This is a genomic window from Vibrio sp. L5-1 (assembly GCF_021728315.1).
In the GTDB taxonomy this organism is placed as follows: domain Bacteria; phylum Pseudomonadota; class Gammaproteobacteria; order Enterobacterales; family Vibrionaceae; genus Vibrio; species Vibrio splendidus_K.
Genome location: NZ_JAKKCQ010000001.1, coordinates 1,061,877 through 1,079,410, shown reverse-complemented (window position 1 = coordinate 1,079,410; position 17,534 = coordinate 1,061,877). Strand labels below are relative to the sequence as shown.

At 44.7% G+C, this 17,534-nt stretch carries 16 protein-coding genes; 8 read left to right on the top strand and 8 right to left on the bottom strand.

The annotated features are described in order from the left end of the window. Window positions 1-50 precede the first annotated feature (50 nt). From L3V35_RS04430 to L3V35_RS04420, 3 genes are all read left to right on the top strand, one after another. Entirely contained in the window at window positions 51-482 is a 432-nt protein-coding gene (locus L3V35_RS04430; RefSeq protein WP_237298596.1) for a tetratricopeptide repeat protein, read from the top strand. 107 nt (window positions 483-589) lie between these two features. After that, window positions 590-2,335, top strand: a complete 1,746-nt coding sequence (locus tag L3V35_RS04425; RefSeq protein WP_237298594.1) for an arylsulfatase — start codon at window positions 590-592, stop codon at window positions 2,333-2,335. Between the two features lie 119 nt (window positions 2,336-2,454). Beyond that, the gene (locus L3V35_RS04420) at window positions 2,455-3,702 is read left to right on the top strand and encodes an anaerobic sulfatase maturase (protein ID WP_171327673.1); all 1,248 of its coding nucleotides are present in this window, start codon (window positions 2,455-2,457) and stop codon (window positions 3,700-3,702) included. Window positions 3,703-3,795: 93 nt separating this feature from the next. On the opposite strand, the gene L3V35_RS04415 is transcribed toward L3V35_RS04420, so the two are convergent. After that, window positions 3,796-4,386, bottom strand: a complete 591-nt coding sequence (locus tag L3V35_RS04415; protein WP_237298592.1) for a TetR/AcrR family transcriptional regulator — start codon at window positions 4,384-4,386, stop codon at window positions 3,796-3,798. Between the two features lie 320 nt (window positions 4,387-4,706). Between L3V35_RS04415 and L3V35_RS04410 the strand changes: the two genes are divergently transcribed. Next, window positions 4,707-5,363, top strand: a complete 657-nt coding sequence (locus L3V35_RS04410; protein ID WP_054545985.1) for a Qnr family pentapeptide repeat protein — start codon at window positions 4,707-4,709, stop codon at window positions 5,361-5,363. Window positions 5,364-5,494: 131 nt separating this feature from the next. On the opposite strand, the gene L3V35_RS04405 is transcribed toward L3V35_RS04410, so the two are convergent. Next, window positions 5,495-5,710: a hypothetical protein gene (locus L3V35_RS04405; protein ID WP_054545984.1), complete on the bottom strand. Its 216-nt coding sequence runs from the start codon at window positions 5,708-5,710 to the stop codon at window positions 5,495-5,497. Between the two features lie 447 nt (window positions 5,711-6,157). Here L3V35_RS04405 and L3V35_RS04400 point away from each other — a divergent pair, with 447 nt between their 5' ends. Further along, window positions 6,158-6,418, top strand: coding sequence for a DUF5062 family protein (locus L3V35_RS04400; RefSeq protein ID WP_004732406.1), 261 nt, complete (start codon window positions 6,158-6,160; stop codon window positions 6,416-6,418). A 130-nt stretch (window positions 6,419-6,548) separates the two neighbouring features. Here L3V35_RS04400 and melB read toward each other — a convergent pair whose 3' ends face one another. Both melB and L3V35_RS04390 read right to left on the bottom strand, forming a co-directional pair. Next, a complete protein-coding gene (melB, locus tag L3V35_RS04395; RefSeq protein ID WP_114634477.1) occupies window positions 6,549-7,967 on the bottom strand; it encodes a melibiose:sodium transporter MelB in 1,419 nt (472 codons plus the stop codon). Window positions 7,968-8,038: 71 nt separating this feature from the next. Beyond that, entirely contained in the window at window positions 8,039-9,391 is a 1,353-nt protein-coding gene (locus tag L3V35_RS04390) for an alpha-glucosidase/alpha-galactosidase (protein ID WP_171313302.1), read from the bottom strand. A 326-nt stretch (window positions 9,392-9,717) separates the two neighbouring features. On the opposite strand from L3V35_RS04390, the gene melR reads away from it, so the two are divergent. Further along, window positions 9,718-10,737, top strand: coding sequence for a transcriptional regulator MelR (gene melR, locus L3V35_RS04385; protein WP_054545981.1), 1,020 nt, complete (start codon window positions 9,718-9,720; stop codon window positions 10,735-10,737). Between the two features lie 78 nt (window positions 10,738-10,815). On the opposite strand, the gene L3V35_RS04380 is transcribed toward melR, so the two are convergent. Continuing rightward, a complete protein-coding gene (locus L3V35_RS04380) occupies window positions 10,816-13,059 on the bottom strand; it encodes a hypothetical protein (protein ID WP_237298591.1) in 2,244 nt (747 codons plus the stop codon). A 297-nt stretch (window positions 13,060-13,356) separates the two neighbouring features. Between L3V35_RS04380 and L3V35_RS04375 the strand changes: the two genes are divergently transcribed. After that, a complete protein-coding gene (locus tag L3V35_RS04375) occupies window positions 13,357-13,512 on the top strand; it encodes a DUF5993 family protein (RefSeq protein WP_017075701.1) in 156 nt (51 codons plus the stop codon). 9 nt (window positions 13,513-13,521) lie between these two features. Beyond that, window positions 13,522-14,076, top strand: a complete 555-nt coding sequence (locus tag L3V35_RS04370) for a disulfide bond formation protein B (RefSeq protein WP_237298589.1) — start codon at window positions 13,522-13,524, stop codon at window positions 14,074-14,076. A 125-nt stretch (window positions 14,077-14,201) separates the two neighbouring features. Here the strand turns inward: L3V35_RS04370 and L3V35_RS04365 are convergent, their stop codons facing one another. From L3V35_RS04365 to L3V35_RS04355, 3 genes are all read right to left on the bottom strand, one after another. After that, window positions 14,202-14,831: a bifunctional 4-hydroxy-2-oxoglutarate aldolase/2-dehydro-3-deoxy-phosphogluconate aldolase gene (locus tag L3V35_RS04365; RefSeq protein WP_237298587.1), complete on the bottom strand. Its 630-nt coding sequence runs from the start codon at window positions 14,829-14,831 to the stop codon at window positions 14,202-14,204. Window positions 14,832-14,846: 15 nt separating this feature from the next. Further along, complete coding sequence (locus L3V35_RS04360) at window positions 14,847-15,803, bottom strand: sugar kinase (protein ID WP_237298586.1); 957 nt, start codon at window positions 15,801-15,803, stop codon at window positions 14,847-14,849. A 106-nt stretch (window positions 15,804-15,909) separates the two neighbouring features. After that, on the bottom strand, window positions 15,910-17,343 hold the full coding sequence (locus tag L3V35_RS04355) for a PTS transporter subunit EIIC (protein WP_237298584.1): 1,434 nt from the start codon (window positions 17,341-17,343) through the stop codon (window positions 15,910-15,912). Window positions 17,344-17,534 lie beyond the last annotated feature (191 nt).

The following is a 17,534-nucleotide window of genomic DNA, read 5'->3' as shown; positions in this document are numbered from 1 at the left end:
TAATTCATTCAACAGGGACGTCGAGACCTTTATTCCCGAGGAGGAAATAAATGCTCAATAAACGTTTAACTACCGTGATTTTGGCGGGTGTTTTGGTTGTTCTGTTTTTTGCCAAGGCAAGCTTTGGAAGCGAGAGCTTTGAGAATGAAGCAACAATGGCGAAAGCGCAGCAGCATCAAGACGTCGTGCAACTGTTGGATGAAGCTTACCAAGGGCAATTGGATGCCCAGCTCTCTGTCGCTTACTTATATCTGAGCGGAGAGGGCGTAGATCAGAATGATGAAAAAGCCGCGGAGTGGTTCGTCACCGCAGCCAATAACGGTAGCCCTGAAGCTCAAACACAGCTTGGGTTGATGTATATCTCTGGAAGTGGTGTTCAAGCCAGCCAAGTGGAGGCTGTCACCTGGATTGGCATGGCAGCAACTCAAGAGTATGACCCCGCGCTCGACTTATTACATTGGATGTCGCAAGCCGCGCACTAATTCAAATCCTAACTCAGGTTAATTACAGAAAGGTTAGCCTCAGAAAAAGTTATTCGCAGAAAAGTTAATTACTGAAAAAGTTAATCACAGAAATTGGAGAACGTCTTATGCAGACATTCAAGAAATCGTTAGTCTTCACTGCAATGGCCGCGGCAAGCAGTGCTGCTCTGGCCGCAGAATCAGAAAAACCGAATATTGTTGTCATTGTTGGCGATGATGTGGGCTTTGCCGATACTCAGCCTTATGGCTCAGAAGCCAATACACCAAACCTAATGGCGCTGGCTGAAGAGGGGGTTAAGTTTACTAACTTTCACGCGTCACCAACCTCATCGGTAACGCGCTCTATGATGTTAACCGGAGCAAATAGCCACGAGGTTGGGCTAGGCACCTTCGACTATGCTGTCTATCCGGGTGCGATTGGCAAGCAGGGTTATGAAGGTTACCTCACCAAGAAAGGGGTTACGGTCGCAACGCTGCTTAAAGAGAGTGGTTATAACACTTACCTCTCTGGGAAATGGCACTTGGGGCACGACGATGGTTTCTTACCTGACGATCGAGGTTTTGAAGAGAGTTACGGTATCTTAGCGGGCGGCTCGAATCACTTTAATCGAGATATGATGTTCCCGGCCAAAAATGCCGCGACAGCGGATGCGCTGCAAAAAGGGGATATTCCCGGCGTCGAAGTTGAGCCAACTTACCGTAACGGTGAAGTGGTTGAGGACAAGTACAAAGGCGAGTACTCAGACCAAGTTTACACCAACGAGATCATCAAGATGATCGACAGCAAAAAAGACGACGGTAAGCCTTTCTTCGCTTACGTCCCATTCACCGGTATTCACCTGCCATTGCAAGCGCCTGAGTCTGCCTATCAAGATAAAGTTGATTACTACGTCGAGCATGGTTGGGACTCGGTTCGAGAAGATCGTTTCCAACGCATGAAAGAGATGGGCGTGATTCCAAAAGACGCCGATATTTCAGATCGTAACGCATTAAGCCGCCCTTGGGACTCGCTTTCTGAGAAAGAACAAAAGTGGTACGGCAAGAAAATGGCTGTCGCGATGGGCATGATGGAAATGCAGGACCAACAAGTCGGTCAGATAGTCGATTACCTGAAAGAAATCGGGGAATACGATAATACTTACATCATGTACCTAGCGGATAATGGCCCAGAAGCGGCGGATATTACCGGTGAAAATATCAGTGATTTGATCCGAACGTGGACTGCTCATCATTTCGATAATTCGACTGAAAACTTAGGTAAGGCGAACTCCAGTGTGTCACTTGGTCCTGAGTGGGCAAGCGCTTCAACCGGTGGCCTATCTTGGTACAAAGCTTATACAGCAGAGGGCGGTATCCGTGTGCCATTTATCGTTAAGCCAGCCAAAGCGCTTTTAGACGGTGAAGATGCGTTGCAACCGGGAACTCAGACAGACGACTTATCTCAAGTGAAGGACATTGCAGCCACGATTCTTGAGATTGCAGAGGTCGATCATCCAGGAACCGAATATCAAGGTCGAGAAGTGGCGCCGATGAGTGGTGTGAGCTTGTTGCCTTACTTCAAAGGGGAAACGGCAGACGTGCACAGTGCCAACAATGCGATTCCATTTGAATTGTTTGGTAGCGGAATTCTGCTTCAAGGTGATCATAAGATTATCCGAATTTCTACGGGAATGGGCGGCGACAGTGAGTGGCACCTATACAACACCAAGAAAGATCCAGCTGAGCAACATGACTTGAGAAATGAAATGCCAGATCTGTTCCTTGAAATGGTCGCTGAATATCAAGAATACGAAAAAGCGCAAAATATCGTCCCAGTTGACGAAGCGTGGAACCCGTTTGAAAACGTGAAATAGAGGAAAAAAACCACTCGGCCAACCTTATGCCATCAAGCTTGGTTGGTCGATGAACACCGTGTAAAGGAATTACGAATTGTTTTAGCTAATACAATAACTTTTACATCGAGGCACTCTTCATGACGACATTATCGCTATCAAACTTGAGTTCAGTTCCGCAGTTCAATGGCAAAGCACACAGCAAGCTTCAAGCGCTAGCAAAACCGATTGGGGCGGTGTGTAATATCAGTTGCACCTACTGTTATTACTTAGAAAAACAGCAGCTGCTTGAATACCCAAAAGGCTCTCAATATACGATGGATGAAGTTCTGTTAGATCGTTATATCAAGCAGTACATAGAAGGGCAGAATACGCCTGAAATTATCTTTTCTTGGCACGGTGGAGAGCCTACCTTGTTGGGGATTGAGTACTTTCAAAAAGTCGTCGAGCTGCAGAAAAAATATTGTCCTAGCTACAGCAAGATTAGCAATGACCTTCAAACCAACGGCACCTTACTGAATGATGCTTGGTGTGAGTTCTTCAAAAAGAATGACTTTATCATTGGTGTGAGCATTGACGGCCCAGAGCACTTACACAATCACTACCGAGCCAATCGTGCAGGCAAAGGCACTTTTTCTCAAACAATGCGTGGCATTCGCTACTTGAAGCAGCATGACGTCGAGTTCGCGACCCTAAGCTGCGTGAATGATGTGACAGGAAAATATCCATTAGAGGTCTATCGCTTTCTGCGTGATGAAGTGGGTTCGAAGCAATTGCAGTTTATTCCTGTGGTCGATAAGCGTGAGGCTCATACCAACAATAAATGGTTAAGCAACCAACAAGCGATCATACCCGTATCAGGCGAGGTTGAACCTTGGAGTGTCGATTCAGTGCAATGGGGAGAATTCCTCACTACCATTTTTGACGAGTGGTTCGAACGCGATTTTGGACAAATATTAGTGCCGTACTTTGAAAATTTTGTCGGAGTATGGATGGGCAGAGAAAGCACCATGTGTACCTTGAGTGAGATCTGCGGCAAAGGGTTAGCGGTTGAGCCCAATGGCAATGTGTATTCATGTGATCATTATGTTTTTCCTGAATTTCAGCTGGGTAATATTCAGGAACAAGCACTTTCAACTTTAGCCTTCTCGCCAAAACAGCAGCGTTTTGGGTTCGCCAAACAAAAGTCTCTGCCGAAACAATGCCAAGCCTGTGAGTTTAAATTTGCATGCCATGGCGAGTGCCCTAAAAACCGCATCATCAAAAGTCGAGATGGTGAGGCTGGGTTAAATTATCTCTGTGAAGGATGGCTGAGCTTCTTCAAGCATATCGACCCTGTTATTAAGGGCTTACTCAAAGCTAATAATATTCCGTCTCGTCTGGGGTGAGGGAGTAAGCGTGAATCGATTTAATCAATGTTTACAGTAAGACAGAAGGCTCACATAAATTATGCGAGCCTTTTGGTATTTGGTAACGGGTATCTAGTCAGCCGATTCTTGGGCTGGGTTCATGGCGAGAAGAGTCTCTTCCATGGCATTGTTTAGAATCGAACGGTTACGCTGCATGGCGGCCATGAGCGTTGAGCCTAGCCATAGACCATAAAGCATTCGAGACAGCGATTCGGGCTCTGCGATCGTGAAATCACCGGTCTCATTGCCTTCTTCAAATAGCTTCGCCATACGCAGGATGATCTTTTCTGCGCCTATTGCCATTGTGGACTGTAGCGGGTTAGCAGACCCAGATACTTCTCCCGCCAGTTTTACGACAAGACATTGGATATTGAAGTCTTCAGTCAGTTTCGATGCACACCAAAACTCGAAATAGGCTTTTACGCGGTCCCGACGAGAAAGCGACTCATCACTTAAAAAGTCATCTAGCTTAGCGAGATGCTCATCAAAGTAGTTAGTAAGAAGGATCTGACCAAAGTGTTCTTTGGATTTGAAGTAATGGTAAAAAGAACCCTTCGTGCCTTCCGCTTGGTTGATGATTTTCATCAGGCCAACACCAGCAAACCCGTGTTCATTAATAAGGCTAAACCCTGCATCGAGCATAGCTTGTCGCATGTCTTTCATTGTTCTTACTCTTTATGCTGAGAATGAGGAATAGTGTAACGAGCAACATACCAACCGTCCAGTCTAGCGCGTTAGGACGCGGTCAATAATTGACTCGTTTCGTCAAAGTAACATTTTCTCTTATTGGCACTTCTAAGCGACAAAACTTTTTTCAAGATAAGCACATCCTATAAATCGAAAATAACAACCTTAAAGGGCTTGTTTGGTGCCTTAAAATGGCTAAATCAGGGTGTTTTAAGTTACTGTTTTTGTTGGTTTTTAATTTGGTGTTTTCTTGAGATCGCAATGGTAGTCTTAGCTTAATTTCTTTAGGGGGCTAAATGGACACCAATAACAGCACTTATCATCAGCACAGTTTTGCTCAGCAAGATTTATCAGAGCTTACATTTACAGCCTGCACGTTTATCCGTTGTGATTTCAGACGTTCGAACTTACGTGATGCAACGTTCATTAACTGTAAATTTATTGAGCAAGGCGATATTGAGGGATGCCACTTTGATATTGCCGACTTACGAGATGCAAGCTTCCAGAATTGCCAGTTGGCGATGGCGAATTTTAGTAACGCGAATTGCTATGGTATTGAGCTACGTGAATGCGATTTGAAAGGGGCGAACTTCACTCGTGCTAACTTTGCTAATCAGGTAAGCAATAGAATGTACTTTTGCTCAGCTTATATTACGGGCTGTAACCTGTCATACGCCAATTTTGAACAAGCTTGTTTAGAGAAGTGCGAGCTGTTTGAGAACCGTTGGATAGGCACTTACCTTGGTGGCGCATCACTGAAAGAGTCTGACCTCAGCCGGGGTGTGTTCTCGGAAGATGTATGGGGGCAATTCAGTATGCAGGGGGCTAACTTGTGTCATGCTGAATTAGAAGGGTTAGATCCTCGCAAGGTAGACACATCGGGGATTAAAATTGTCGCTTGGCAGCAAGAGCAACTGCTTGAAACCATGGGTATTGTGGTCATGCCCGATTGATAGCTGTAATTTCCAACTGCAGGCTATAGAAGAAAAGCCCAAAGCTAATAACTTTGGGCTTTTCCGTACTTGGTCGCATGCATTTTATAATGAAGTTTAGAAAAGAGAATGCTTGGCGAATATTGAGCTGATTAGTGCATACCTGAGCGCATTTTATCGGCAAGCGCAAAGAAGGCAAACAACACAAAACATACTAGAGCAACACCCAGTGAAACTAAGATTGTTGTTGCATCTTTTGAGATCAATGGGATAACGATAGAGGCTAACGCTACTAACATAACAAGGATATGAACGATTCGTCCGACGATTGGATTCTTATGACAAAATGAAGCCCATAGGTAACGCATTTTTAACACCAGTATAAAATTAGTGGTTTTATTCTATTTGCTTAATGAGTGTTTTGTAAATAAGTTTTAGTTGCAGGTGACTGTAAATATGATCTGGGTCGTTCTAGTATAAAACTGATTAAATAACAGAGGTTTATTTTCTTTTAAAGAATATTTCTCGTCTAAATGACAACTATAGTATTCCGTATTCTTTAGAATAGTAAGTCAAATATTATTCGATTTTCACTTTCTTGACTGAATGTCTCATTTATTGAGCCTTCTGTTAAGAGGCTGGTTGCTTACTCCTATTCCTCTTATAAATGTCACGCAAGCTACAAGCAGGTTTCTAGCCTATTATCCCTTTTTGTTATTTATCAAAGCGACCCCTCAAACTGAGAACGAAGTAATCTTTCGAATTTTTCTGTTTGATATACTCAACGCTTATTCGATGAAGATGATGGAGATGATATGTCGAAAACCGCGAAGATCATTAATGAAGATAAGCTGGTAAAAAAAGCAGTTGAGGTCGGTTTTAAGATGGCAAAACTACAAGGTTTTGATTTGCCACATTCATCCCAACCGATAAAGGTTAAAGCGGTGTATTTGTTCCTTGTAGAGGTTAATCAGATCACACCGTTACCTGACGATAAGCTTGATGGTGCCAACATTAAAAAACGTTTGGCGCTATGGATTCACAAAGCATTGCCTGATAATGACCCATTGAAGTAAGGGCGCCTTCGCCTTTATCGTCTTCAATGAGAATTCATATGTGTTTCTAATTGAAAAAGCCTAGCGATCCCTCGCTAGGCTTTGTTGTTTTTAGGGCCTGTTTTTCAACGACAAATGTTTATGTTCTCGTTTACACAGCCTGTACTGGTTCTGTTGGTTTGTGATTTTCTGAGCCATCGTTGGTGATGTGGTCATACTTTTCAGTGAGGTGATCTTGAATTTTTTGGTGATACGCGCCGTTCAGCTTGTAGAAGCGGAAGTAGATGATTAATGCAATGGCAAAGAAGAAAGCAGGTAGGCCGACCATGATGCATTGCATGCCAAATACGGTTTCAGGGCTTTGCACTACATTAGGTACATAGTCGACGGCAGTGAGCGAGATACCGATGAAGAAAGCGGCAAATGCAGAGCCTGCTTTTACGACTAAGGTTTGCACAGAGTAAGCAATGCTTTCACAACGAGAGCCTAGTTTAAATTCACCATAGTCGACGGTGTCTGCCACCATAATGACGTTAAGAACCCAGAATAAAGCGGTACCGATTTGTAGGAATACACCCGCCGTTGAAATCAACAAAATGCTTTGTTTGTCGTACATGCCAACGTAGATAAGAACAGCGCTGCCTAAAATAGGGAAAGTGGAAGCACAAGCCCATAGAGTGCGGCGTGAGAACATTTTTGCGAGTTTAGGAAACAACACCAGTGTGATGAGGTTTGCGATGCCTGCATAAGCCATGTAGTAAGGGAACAACTCTTCGTTGCCTACAACATAAGTGAAATAGTACACCGCGAAGGCTGTGATGATGTTGGTCGCCAAGTTGTAAGACAGTGCCATGCATAGAACGCTGGTCAATTGGTCGTTTTTGTAGATAAGTGACAGTAGCTTTTTCAGTGATACTTTTTCTTCCGGCTGTGTGGCGTCGAGGTTCGCGGTTGAATAGCGTTCTTTGACATTACGCAGGGTGATAAACGTCGAGACTAAGAAACAGGCAATCAACAGTAACGTAAATATTTGAAACCCAAACCCCTTGTCGTCACCACCTACATAGTTGACGAAGGGCATTGCAATGGCAGCGGTTACTATCCACGCGAGGCTCGCAAAGAAGCGAGGATATGGGACTAACTCTTCGCGTTCGCGCTTATCTAAGGTGAGTGTTGGGACTAACGACCAAAAAGGAATATCCATTAGTGTGTAAGTCATGCCCCACAAAATATAAGTGACAGCGGCGTAGGCGATGAGCCAAGGGCCTTCGATGTAATGCGCACTAAACACCATGAGTAGCACGACAGAGTTGGCGAGCGTGCCAATTAAAATCCAAGGTTTGAATTTGCCCCAACGGGTGCGCGTATTGTTGACCAACCAGCCCATGATTGGGTCGTTGACCGCATCCCAAATACGGGCGACGAGGAAGATGGTTCCGACGGTAGCGGCAGAAATACCGACTACATCCGTGTAGTAAAACATTAGGTACATATAGACGATGGTGATTGCGAAGTCTTTACCAAACGCCCCAAAGCCATAACTTAGCTTGGTATTCATAGAGATACTCATTGCCACTCCTTACGCCTCCTCTGTGAGAAGGCGCTAATATTCACGTTATTGTATTTTTTATTAGTATGAAATTACTTGTTAACCCACTCTGGTAACCAACCGTCATGAGCCTCAATCAAGTCGTCAACCAGCGCGTATATCTCTTCTATTCCAAGTACAGCGGCAGTATGTGGGTCTAGCATTGCAGCATGATAAATACGGTCGCGGTTTTCAGTGAGAATGGCTTCGGTTAATAGAGTTTGGACGTTGATATTGGTTTGCATCAATGCGGCTAAGTGGTTTGGTAGACGTCCAGCTTTGATTGGTTGAACACCATTAGCATCAACTAAACAGGCGACTTCAACACAGCAACCTTGCGGTAAGTTGTCTATTAAAGCTTCGTTTTTAACGTTGCCATAGATGACGCTCGGAGTACCTGTCCAGATAGAATTCATTATGGTGCTGGCGTACTCATGAGACTCATCAACGGTAATTTTGTCAGCTGTTTTGAGTTCTTGAAGGTCGCGCTTCCAATCGGCTATTTGCTCGACACAGCGCTTCGGGTACTCATCAAGTGGCACTTTATAACGTTCAATTAAATCTGGGCGATTCGGTTTGATAAAGTAGGGGGTGTATTCCGAAAAATGTTCAGAAGACTCAGTCACAAAGTAGCCAAGCTTCTTAAACATCTCATAGCGAACTAAGTTGGTGCAGCGACCATTGTGATAAATACCCGGTTTAGGCGCTTGCCCACTCTCAAAAGCTTCAAGTAGATCTGGATAAATATCGATGTATTGACCACTTTCTGTTTTCTTCTCAAGAGTGAGGTAGTAAGCCATGTGGTTGATGCCAGCGCAGGTATAGCGAAGGTCTGAATAATCTAAGTCCAGGTCGCGCGCTAATTCTTCTGCTGTGCCTTGTACTGAGTGGCATAAACCGACTTGTTTGATGTGCGGGTATTTCTCGTACATCGCCCACGTGTTCATCGCCATAGGGTTGACGTAGTTGAGCATAGTGGCGTTCGGACAAACCTCGGTCATATCTTCACACACGCTCCAAAGGTGCGGAACCGTGCGTAGCGAACGCATGATACCGCCAGGGCCTAGTGTGTCTGCGATGGTTTGTTCCAGGCCATGGCGTTTACACACCTCGAAATCCGTGACCGTACAAGGTTCATAACCGCCGATTTGGAAAGCGATGACAACGAAGTCTGCATCTTGTAGTGCCTCTTTTTGATTTAAGTGGCATGAAATAGAGCCAGTAGCACCAGATGATTCCATGAGTTTACTGACGACTAGGTGTGACTCTTCTAATCGGGTCTCATCAATATCCATCAAGGCGACATGAGCGTTTTGTAGTGCAGAACGATGGAAAACGTCACCAAGAATGTTCTTAACAAAAATGGTTGATCCTGCGCCGATGAATGTGATCTTAGGGCTTTGCATAGTGGAATCCTTTATCTCTCTGAGTTCTTTGTTGATACAGACAAAGTACACCTAGAACCCACGTCGATTCGTCTCAGATAATCAAATAGCTCTCCCGTTTTCTAATATTTTTAAATCATTGAATGGAAATCTTAGGAAATGGGATAACTTACTGGCTTTTGAGGAGAGGGGTTGTGCAATGAAGCGAGTTTTGCACTTAAGATGCTGACTCTAATCACATTGTGCTGATCTTATGAAATGGGGTATTTCGGCACTATGATCGCCTTCAGAGTTTTATTATCGAGGAATTGCTAAAGTCATTTATACGATTTCCTAAGGAACGAGATATGCCGCAATCAACCCCTGATGCGCTGAGAATTATCACTTTAGATAAGTACTCATCCGAGACCGTGTCGGTAAGCCCGCTTTCTCTCTATTCGTCCTATGAGAAAATTGATATCGAACTTAGAGCTCCTCACTCCATGCCCGGCTATCATTGGCATGGTCAAATTGAGGTGAATATTCCTTTTGGGGACGATGTGGAATACATCATTAACGGCAGCCCAATCGTGGTTAAGAGTGGATCGATTGGCTTGTTTTGGGCATCGGTACCTCATCGACTCACCAATCCCGGCCAAAGCCATAATATGGGGATCATCAACATACCGATTCACCATTTTATGTCGTGGACTCTCAGTCGGGATTTAGTCAATCAGGTAACTCACGGCAGTGTGTTGCAATCGAATTCTTGTTCGTTAGTGAGTGAATTTGAAATTGCCCGTTGGGTACAAGAGATAAAGCATTCGTCAGAAAGTCGCCAGCAGTTGGCGATCGATGAAATTGGCTTGATGCTTAAGCGAATCTGCCTTGATGGTTGGCAACAACTGCTCGTAAATCGACAGGAAAAATCGACTTCAAAAGGGGTGTCGAAACACTCCCAATTCTATGTAAGCCAAATGTTGGAATACATCGCCACGCATCATAACCAACCATTAACCGTGAAAGATATCGCAGAACATATTGGATTACATGCCAACTATGCAATGAACGTATTTCAACGAACGATGCAGATGACCATCAAGCAGTACATTACTGCGATGCGCATCAATCATGCTCGTGCTTTACTGAGTGATACCGACAGAACCATTCTCGATATTTCACTCACGGTGGGCTTCAATTCGAGTAGCCGATTCTATGAAACTTTCCAAACGTACATTGGCGTCACGCCGACGCAATATCGAAAAATAGCGAGGGAAGATCATCGGTGGAGCAGTCATGGAGCCAGCCCCGTCTACGACCTTGAGAAAGGCGCGTGTGATGGTAAAAGGCCGCTAACGGTCACCGATAATTTAAAGGAAAAGTGGTGAGTGTTTATTCCGTTGCGTAAAGATGGCTAATACCCTGAACTAGGGGCTAAGGGGCTAAGGGGCTAAGGGGCTAAGGGGCTAATAAAGCAGAAATAGCCCTTGATACCCCCCAAGCTTAACTTCTGTCACATACTCACCAACCTTGCCATTCATATCGACGGGCCTCATTGGCTTGTTTAATGGAATACTGAGTTTCGGTGCCGAATAGAAGTCACGATTTTTACCATAGAAATCGGTTCGATAAAGTACGCGCCCATGCTCAAACTCTCTTGAGAGCACCATCTCTTGAGGGCCTCCCTCTACGATGTTTGTTTCCGAACGATAAAGAAAATAGGTATAGGTTGGTAACAGCTGAACCTTACCGTTTGGCAGATCAGCATGCACAACTTGATGCTTGGTTGAATCGCCGACAATGGTGTAGTCACTGGGTGTTGAGTGTGTGGTCGAAAGCATTAACGGAATGGGCTCTAATTTATTCGGAATCCGGTTGGCTGGAAAGCCTAGGTCGACCTTGAGCAGCTGTGTCGGTCGGTAAGCCATGTTTTTCGGCACACCACTCTTCCAAAAATTCTCTTCGGTAGTATTGCCACTGCCATACACATAACTGCTATTCCACTGGTTAAAATAACTATGTTGTGGCTGATAGCTGAGGTAATAAATAGCGAGGGTTGAATACTGATCTTGTTGCCAGTTATCTTGGCTGTTACCTAGGTATTGAACGCGCCCATAGCGAGTAGTGGCTTGGAATATAACGCTTGAATCAGTGTTAGCTAACGCTGAGTTATCCCAAAACTTAGACAATCCGGCATAACCACTAAAGCCTGTAGAGGGGAATAAGTAGTGCTCCCTAAAGTACAGGTTTCCTGAGTCAATTAAGTGTGATTGCCCGTTTCGGCCATAAAGGTTGGCCGTTCCAATATTAAGGCCAATTGAAAGAGTATCGTCGTTAGCTGATAACTGTTTGAGAAAGGCGGCGAAGTGCGTCTTGTATTGCTTATCCGCTTCATTAGACCCTACGACAAGACCAAGCTCTTGAATGGTTCCTCCTGAATGAACCTCAAATTGATTGCTGCCAAGGAGTTTGTTGGTATCGTCGTTGTAGGCGCCATTGAGCCCTTGTTGCCCCCAATGTTTGGAATAGTAGTTTCGCATCAACATCAGTAGATCTGGGTTAGCAAGGTTGGTCAATGACCATGATGAGTTTTGGTTCCACATTCGGCCGAAAGGAATGACGCGAGACTCCCAGCGAAATCGAGCTGTAGCTAATTTGTTATTCCTATTTTCATATTCAGAAGGTGATAAATAGTTGTCTTGGTCGAGATCGGCTGATTGGTCAAAACCACGGATCTTGCGCCAATACTTGGTTTCGTTTGGTGGTTGTGAATCTGTCTTTGAAGTCTGCAGATCTTTGAGTTCGATTTTCGGGAAATGGTCCTTCAATTGAACTTGATTTAAGCGAGGGCGAATATCATTTTGGTTCCCTTGCCAGCGTACCCTAACAACGTATAAACGCCCGCCATCGCGAATAAACGTAGAACCAAAATACTGACCCCCACCATAACTCTGGCCACTTCCATCATGAGTATTTGCTCTTACCCAGTTAGATGGGACTCGCCAGTTTACGGCTTGGTTTCGGGTCATGTTGCTTGTGTTATCTTCCATTATAACGACGCTAGACCATGCCGTGACTTTGCCCTCAACGTTCATCGATGATGGATACTCAATCTGAAACTCTCCGCCCTGTGCAAAGTGTGAAAATTCAAATGCTAAGTGATTGAATTTCTCAGAGTGATAAACGTAGAGAGCACCACCTTCGTCGAAATGTTCAAACACATCAGCATCCCAAGGTGGTGGTTGATAAAGAGAAAAGCCCGCGTGCTTTTCATCAGCGGTATAGCCGATAATTATAGGTTTGCGATTTAAAGTGGTATTGGCACCGTGACTCGTATCACGCTCTGCCAGAATCGTGTCTTCTGAAAAGTGTAGGAAAAAATCTTCGTAATCAATGCTATTTCGCTCTGCGGCATTTCTAATTTCGTTTTCTAATTCTCCTGAATTCAGATCCAATTTTTGGTTGTACATATAACCAATCACGCTGACGCTTTCGTTATCATTTTTATCGGCGTAAGCCCCAAACACCAAGTCACTATTGTTGACCTCCCAATCGATCACCTCTCTGGCTGATAAGGAGGAGCCATGTAAGTTGAACCCATTCTCATGTTGGCTTGGTAGCACAATGGTATAGCTTGCCAAGCTGGTGTTTGAAGACACAAGGCATGTAAAGGGAAGGGCCAATAGTAGTCGAGTACGGTGTTTTTTCATCAAGCTTCCTAGTCACAATGGGAGCGATTTTATATCAGCCAAATTAAGCATCTCACGCTATGTCAGTGTAGCAAAGCACGGTATTGGGGTTGGGTTTACCTCTGGAGGTTAGCTCGAATAGATATCAGAACGTAGCTTCTAACTTGACAGTTTGGAGGTTACTAACAACTATTAAGTTGATGATTTTTAATCCGTAATCCATTGGTTCACCTAAGTTGAATGACTAAGGACGTAGGTGCGGGTGTTTTGTGATGTTCAATATGACTGAACTCGATAAATAAGGAGGGGATTCCCGTTATGATGTCTTTACTGTTTTTGTTATTACTTGTGGCGATGGTGTGCGGGTTTTTCGGCAAGAAGACCGCCGCGTATGGCTTTTTCGCTGGCTCAGTGATCTTGGGTTTGTACTGGTTTAACCACCATGCGACTGATCCACTATCTATCTTATTGTAAGGAGCTAGCATGAATCGAAATCAGTTAACTTTTCTGAATACGCTTGGCTTGCTGGGGATGACAGCCGTTTTGTTGATCGGCTTCATTCTTCAGTTTGTTCTCAATGAGCTTCCTTGTCCATTGTGTCTATTGCAACGGATTGGCTTTGTGATGGTCGCTTTTGGCTTCATGTTGAATGTGGTTTACGGGCCTCAACCGCGTCACTATGGGGTTGTGCTAATTGGCGCTTTGTATGGTGTCGCCACATCGTTAAGACAAGTTTCCCTACACGTGATTCCGGGCACTCCTGGTTACGGTAGCCCTATTTTGGGGATGCATTATTACACTTGGGCCTTTGTGTTGTTCGCTGCAACCATATTGGGTGTTGCCGTGATCTTGATACTAACCAATAAGGCCGAGTCTCACGAACCCTACAAAATGAGCAACTTTGGACGTATTGTGTGTTTATTAGCAATCGCGGTGGTGGCCTTGAATGCTATTGCTACGTTTGTGGAGTGTGGGCCATATCAGTGTCCGGATAATCCGGTGAGCTATTGGTTGCTCAATCAAGGTGCTAGTGGATAATTTCTGTGTTTAGAAAAAAGAGCGAGAGGCAAGCCTCTCGCTCTTTTTGTATGTAACACATTTCCAAATCTGCGAACAGTTTAGACTAACTACTTAACTACTTAACTACTTAACTACTTAACTACTTAGCGATTCACCTGCTCAACAATCTCTCTTGTTAGACGGGCAATCTCGTCCCACTCTTTGTTTTCGACGAGCTTCTTATCCACCATCCAGGTGCCACCACATGCCAATACCTGAGGCACTGCTAAGTAATTGTCGATGTTTGATGACGTAATGCCGCCTGTAGGCATCAGTCGAATATCGCCATAAGGTCCGACTAACGATTTCACCATACTGATACCGCCAGAAGCTTCTGCTGGGAAGAACTTCAAGGTTGTTAAGCCCATCTCTAATGCCGCTTCAACAGTGCTTGGGTTGTTCACGCCTGGGATAATATCAATGCCGATCTCTTGGCATGCTTTAACCGTGTTTGGATTGAATCCCGGTGATACCACAAAGGTTGCGCCTGCTTCTTTCGCGGCCAGTGCTTGCTCACGGTTTAAGATGGTGCCCGCGCCGATCAGCATGTTAGGCTGAGCTTCGCGAAGCAGTCGGATAGCTTCAACAGCGGCGTCTGAACGGAACGTAATCTCAGCAGCTGGAAGGCCATTATCAGCCAATACTTTGCCTAGAGGGATAATATCTTCTGCGTTATCAATCGCGATAACAGGGATAACTTTAATTGCTTTTAGCTGTTTGTTAATTGTAGGCATTTGTACTTCTTAATATCAGTTTGAAAGAGTGTCTGTGATGGATTTTGGGATGATTGCGCCATGATGTTGAATCACCAATCCAGCTAATGCATGACCTTGGTGGCAGGCTTTTTCAATAGAACCTCCAGCGAGATAGCAAGATAAGAAACCACCGTTAAAAGAGTCGCCAGCAGAGGTGCTATCAACCACAGTCTCGACAGGTGTCGTTGTGATTTTTACTGGCTCATTTTCGGGGCTTTCGCTGATCAGGCAGCCTTCAGCACCAAGCTTCACAACAACGGTTTTGACGCCGAGTGCATGCAATCTTTTTATGGTGTCTTGTGGGTGTGCGTCTTGCCACAAAAGTTGCTCATCGTCGAAGGTAACCAAGGCGACATCTGTAGCTTTATAGCCCAATAGATAGCATTCTTTGGTTGCGTCTTCTGAGTCCCATAACTTTGGTCGATAGTTACTATCAAAGGCGATGGTAACGCCACGTTCACGTAAGCCTTGGATGATAGTGAGTAATTTGAGTTGATCGCTATGTGGCAAGATGGCAAGAGAGATTCCGCTCAAAAACACCATATCAACATCGCAAAGTTGGGCAGTTATCTTATCGAAATCAGGGTGCTGCACCATGTAGCGAGCAGCAGAGTCATTACGCCAATACAAGAATGTGCGTTCGCCAACGTCGTCTAATTGAATCAGATACAGGCCTGGCGAGCGCTGCTCGTCAATCAGTACGAAATCAGTTGATAGCCCTTCATCCTGCCATCGGTTAAGCATCTGCTGACTGATAGCGTCTGAGCCTAGCGCTGTGACATAACTGGTACGAATCATAGGTGTATCTGACGAACAGGAATGGCTGGTGGCACTTCGGTTCAAATAAACAGCGGCGTTGAGCGTATCCCCACCATAGGTCTGTTGCATGGTACCGAATGGAGCGCCGTTCAGTTCTATCATGCACTCGCCGATAATCGCAATGTGGCTCATAGTGTGCCCTTACAGAAAGATTGGTATTGCTAGGTATAAATGATGGAACGTGGCTACAAGGAAAGTAGCCACGTTGATTCTTTTCCCAATAGCTTGAGAGGAGGTCTTACTTGTTGTCTAGTTTCACGAACAATAGCGTTAGAACATAAGACAGTGCGAACACACCAACCACGCCCATTAGTGCTTGAATGAAGTTTTGCGTACCGCCTGCAAGGTAAGCTGGCAAGCTGAATACAGAAGAAAGAATGTAGCTCGTTAAGTGCGTATCGATTGTTACCGAGATTGCACCGAACACACCTGCAGCCAAACTCGCGGTCATCATCGCTTTGGTGTATTTCGTTAGGACACCAAATAGAGCCGGCTCCGTGATACCTAAGATAGCGGTAACACTTGAGCCCATCGTTATTGAAGATTGCTCTTTAGAAACTGTTTTGCGTTGCTTGTGCCAGATAGCCATTGTCGCGCCAGCAATTGCCATGTTACCTAAACACATGATCGGCATTAGTAAATCCTTACCATACAGAGCAAAGTTGTTCAGGCTAATCGGCGTCATGCTGTGGTGAATACCAAATACGATGGTAATCGGGCGAGTTAGACCAAACACAAAGCCCGTTAATGTCGGAGAGATCTCCAGTAGCGAGCTCATCACCCAACCTGCGCCATTACTTAGCCAAATTCCTGCAGGGCCAACAAATGATAGCGTGATGGTCGAAGTTACCGTAAAGGCAAGCAGTGGTGTAAATACAGGCTTCGCAGAAGAAGGAACTAGACGGTCAACTAACGGAGTCACTTTAGACAATAACCAGATTGCTAGAATCGCAGGAACAATTGCGCCGCCGTAGTTGAGCAGTTCAATCGGAACCACGCCAAGAACCGTCAGCTCCGGAGCCGCGCCAGCATCTTTTAGCATCGCCGCTTTATCTACTAGCTTGGGTGCTAACATTGCGGAGGAAACAGCAAGCGCAATGTATTCGTTTACTTTGAATACTTTAGCTGCAGAGAAAGAAACCAGCATAGGTAAGAAGAAGAACACAGCAACAGAGATTGAGCGGAAGAAATAAACTGTGTCTGAGGCTTCAGAGATAACATTGGTCGCAATAAGACCAGACAGCAGGCCCATCAACATACCAGCGCCAGCAATTGCAGGCACGACAGGACCAAAGATGCCTGCGACAATGCGCATCACACCCTGGAACAGCTTGCCTTTCTCTAGCTCATCAGCCGGATTAGCGTCAGCTTGTTGAGTGTTTGATAGCGCGTTGAACCATTTCTCGACCTCAACTCCAATGATAACTTGAGTTTGGCCTTGTTGAAGTACCACACCTTTCACATCAGCGATCTGCTTGATAGCCTCTTCGTCTACCAGAGACTCGTCTGCCAATTTGAATCTTAGTCTTGTCATACAGTGCGTGAGACTCACAATATTATCTTCACCACCAAGTGCAGTGACTAATAACTGTATATTTTCTCTGAAATTTTTCTTTTTAGACGATGACTTAGAGTTATTCATAACAGCATCATTATTTTCAACAATTTGCATACTACACCTGTTACTGGGATATATTTAACTTCAGTAATCATATCGATAACTTATTTAAAGCCAATGGGATAAAAAGAGACTTCAATCACACTTAAAATTCGAATAAATTATTTTCGACCGTTTTGGGCCAATTGGTATGTTTTGTTTGTCAAAAAAAAACACTAAACGTACCAATTATTTTTGCATGAAAT

Bases quoted from the DNA above. Each gene is read 5' to 3' on its own strand.
- L3V35_RS04430 (WP_237298596.1), top strand. From the start codon at position 51: ATGCTCAATAAACGTTTAACTACCGTGATTTTGGCGGGTGTTTTGGTT.
- L3V35_RS04425 (WP_237298594.1), top strand. From the start codon at position 590: ATGCAGACATTCAAGAAATCGTTAGTCTTCACTGCAATGGCCGCGGCA.
- L3V35_RS04420 (WP_171327673.1), top strand. From the start codon at position 2,455: ATGACGACATTATCGCTATCAAACTTGAGTTCAGTTCCGCAGTTCAAT.
- L3V35_RS04415 (WP_237298592.1), bottom strand. From the start codon at position 4,386: ATGAAAGACATGCGACAAGCTATGCTCGATGCAGGGTTTAGCCTTATT.
- L3V35_RS04410 (WP_054545985.1), top strand. From the start codon at position 4,707: ATGGACACCAATAACAGCACTTATCATCAGCACAGTTTTGCTCAGCAA.
- L3V35_RS04405 (WP_054545984.1), bottom strand. From the start codon at position 5,710: ATGCGTTACCTATGGGCTTCATTTTGTCATAAGAATCCAATCGTCGGA.
- L3V35_RS04400 (WP_004732406.1), top strand. From the start codon at position 6,158: ATGTCGAAAACCGCGAAGATCATTAATGAAGATAAGCTGGTAAAAAAA.
- melB (WP_114634477.1), bottom strand. From the start codon at position 7,967: ATGAGTATCTCTATGAATACCAAGCTAAGTTATGGCTTTGGGGCGTTT.
- L3V35_RS04390 (WP_171313302.1), bottom strand. From the start codon at position 9,391: ATGCAAAGCCCTAAGATCACATTCATCGGCGCAGGATCAACCATTTTT.
- melR (WP_054545981.1), top strand. From the start codon at position 9,718: ATGCCGCAATCAACCCCTGATGCGCTGAGAATTATCACTTTAGATAAG.
- L3V35_RS04380 (WP_237298591.1), bottom strand. From the start codon at position 13,059: ATGAAAAAACACCGTACTCGACTACTATTGGCCCTTCCCTTTACATGC.
- L3V35_RS04375 (WP_017075701.1), top strand. From the start codon at position 13,357: ATGATGTCTTTACTGTTTTTGTTATTACTTGTGGCGATGGTGTGCGGG.
- L3V35_RS04370 (WP_237298589.1), top strand. From the start codon at position 13,522: ATGAATCGAAATCAGTTAACTTTTCTGAATACGCTTGGCTTGCTGGGG.
- L3V35_RS04365 (WP_237298587.1), bottom strand. From the start codon at position 14,831: ATGCCTACAATTAACAAACAGCTAAAAGCAATTAAAGTTATCCCTGTT.
- L3V35_RS04360 (WP_237298586.1), bottom strand. From the start codon at position 15,803: ATGAGCCACATTGCGATTATCGGCGAGTGCATGATAGAACTGAACGGC.
- L3V35_RS04355 (WP_237298584.1), bottom strand. From the start codon at position 17,343: ATGCAAATTGTTGAAAATAATGATGCTGTTATGAATAACTCTAAGTCA.